This is a genomic window from Sulfitobacter sediminis, assembly GCF_040811725.1.
Lineage (GTDB): Bacteria > Pseudomonadota > Alphaproteobacteria > Rhodobacterales > Rhodobacteraceae > Sulfitobacter > Sulfitobacter sediminis.
Genome location: NZ_JBFNXX010000243.1, coordinates 1 through 240, shown reverse-complemented (window position 1 = coordinate 240; position 240 = coordinate 1). Strand labels below are relative to the sequence as shown.

Annotated in this window: 1 protein-coding gene; it reads right to left on the bottom strand. The window is 44.2% G+C overall.

Annotated elements, in window-relative coordinates; genetic code table 11:
• On the bottom strand, positions 1-240 hold a 240-nt coding region (locus tag AB2B41_RS24195), incomplete at both ends, for a hypothetical protein (RefSeq protein ID WP_367880279.1).

Here is a 240-nt window from a genome sequence, read left to right as displayed (position 1 = left end):
TTTTTGTTTTTTTTGTGTTTTTTTTTTGTGGGGTTGGTTTGGTCTTTTTTTTTTCCCCTTTCGCTTCTTTGTTTTTTTTGGGGGTGGTTTTTATTTGGGGTTTTTTTTTTTTTTTTTTTTTATTTATTTTTTTTGTTTTGTTTTTTTTTTCGGGCTTTGGCGTGGGGGTGGTGTTGGGTCTTGCGGGGTTGGGGGGCGTGCGCGTGCCGTACCGTGGGGTCGGGGGGGGGGGCGCGCGGG